2 protein-coding genes are annotated in these 2,024 nt (G+C 73.9%); both read right to left on the reverse strand.

All coding sequences use genetic code 11. From position 1 onward, the window contains the following. Positions 1 to 161: 161 nt before the first annotated feature. Positions 162 to 1,142 (reverse strand): aldo/keto reductase, encoded by a 981-nt coding sequence (locus EEJ42_RS31865; protein ID WP_123105363.1) that lies wholly within the window; start codon positions 1,140 to 1,142, stop codon positions 162 to 164. 80 nt (positions 1,143 to 1,222) lie between these two features. After that, positions 1,223 to 1,894: a response regulator transcription factor gene (locus tag EEJ42_RS31870; RefSeq protein WP_123105365.1), complete on the reverse strand. Its 672-nt coding sequence runs from the start codon at positions 1,892 to 1,894 to the stop codon at positions 1,223 to 1,225. Between the last annotated feature and the right edge of the window lie 130 nt (positions 1,895 to 2,024).

Consider the following 2,024-nt stretch of genomic DNA (forward strand, 5'->3'; position numbering starts at 1 on the left):
TCCGGTGGGCGCCCTGCCGGGCCTGCGGCCCGCCCAGGGGCGGCGGGGCAGGCCGGTCCGGGCCGGTTCGCCGGGCGCGTGGGGGCAGCAGCCCGCCAGCTGTGCGGGCTGCGAGCGGGCGGCGGGGCAGGTCGGGTCGCTGGGCGCGCGGGTTGTGGACGTTACTGGTGGCCCATGATGGGGCGGGGGCGGTAGGGGGACTCCAGGCGGGTTGTCTCTTCCTCCGTGAGGGTCAGGTCCACCGCCGCCACCGCGTCCTCCAGGTGGGACAGCTTCGTGGCGCCGACGATCGGCGCGGTCACGGCGGGGCGGCTCAGCAGCCAGGCCAGGGCTACCTGGGCGGGGGAGACGCCGCGCTCACCGGCGACCTCGCGCACCGCGTCGACGATGTCGAAGTCGGCGTCCGCGTACCACCGCTCGACCAAGGGGTCGTTGGCGGCGCGGGTGGTGGGGCCGGTGCGGTCGCGGTCGCGGGTTCCGGCCAGCAGGCCGCGGGCGAGGGGGCTCCACGGGATGACGCCGACGCCCTGGTCGAGGCAGAGCGGGTTCATCTCCCGCTCCTCCTCCCGGTACAGCAGGTTGTAGTGGTTCTGCATGGAGACGAACCGCGTCCAGCCGTGGGTGTCGGCCGTGTGCTGGGCCTTCGCGAACTGCCACGCGTACATCGAGGACGCGCCGATGTAGCGGGCCTTCCCGGCGCGCACCACGTCGTGGAGCGCCTCCATCGTCTCCTCGATGGGCGTCTCGTGGTCGTAGCGGTGGATCTGGTACAGGTCCACGTGGTCGGTGCCCAGCCGCCGCAGCGAGGCGTCGATCCCGGCCAGGATGTGCTTGCGGGACAGGCCCCGGTCGTTGGGGCCCGGGCCCATCGGGTTGTAGACCTTGGTGGCCAGCACATAGTCGTCGCGGTGCGGGAAGCACTCGGCCAGCAGCTCGCCGGTGATCTCCTCGCTGCGGCCGACGGCGTACATGTCGGCGGTGTCGAAGAACGTCACCCCGCTCTCCACCGCCCGCCGCACGATCGGCCGGGACGCGTCGATGTCCAGCTGCCACGCCCGGTACGCGGGGTCGCCGTAGCTCATCATGCCCAGGCAGATCCGCGACACCTTGATCCCCGAGGTGCCCAGTCGTGCGTACTCCATGGCGGTCTCCTCTCACGGCATTGGCCATGGCTTTGGCCGGTCACAGGAGACCACCCCGGGAGGCGGATGTCAGCCCTGTATCAGTCCGGCCTGACGAAACCGCACTCGTACGCCGCGATCACCGCCTGGGTGCGGTCCCGGACGCCGAGCTTGCCGAGGACCGCGGCGACGTGCGTCTTGACGGTCGCCGGGCCGACCGTGAGCCGGGCGGCGATCTCGGCGTTCGACAGCCCGGCGGCCATCAGCCGCAGCACGTCGGCCTCCCGCTCGGAGAGCCGGTCGCGCAGGGCGCGGGCCGCGTCGCGGTCGCCCGCGGCGGCGGCGTGTTCGGCGGCCAGGGCGCGTACGGCGGCGGGGAACAGCAGCGAGTCGCTGCGCGCGACCAGCCGTACCGCCTGGACGAGATCGTCCGCGCGGGCCCGCTTGAGCAGGAAGCCGCTGGCTCCGGCGCGCAGCGCGTCGTACACGTACGCGTCGTTCTCGAAGGTGGTCACCACGATGATGCGCGGCGGTTCGGCCACGGTCCGCAGGATCTGCTCGGTGGCGCGGATGCCGTCGATGTCCGGCATCCGGACGTCCATCAGCACGATGTCCGGGCGCAGTTCGCGGACCAGCGGGACGGCCTCGGCGCCGCTGCCCGCCTCGCCCACCACCTCCAGGTCCGGTTCGCAGGACAGGATCGCGCGCAGCGCGGTGCGGACCATCCGCTCGTCGTCGGCCAGCACGATGCGCAGGGGCGGCGGCGCGGTCACCGGGCGGCCCCCAGGGGGAGCCGGACCGTCAGCCGCCACCGGCCGTCCACGGTGTCCCAGGCGCAGCTGCCGCGCAGCAGCGCCGCGCGCTCGGCGATGCCGCGCAGCCCGCGGCCGCCACCGGTGCGGC

Source organism: Streptomyces botrytidirepellens, from assembly GCF_003721215.1.
Classification (GTDB): Bacteria; Actinomycetota; Actinomycetes; order Streptomycetales; family Streptomycetaceae; genus Streptomyces; species Streptomyces himastatinicus.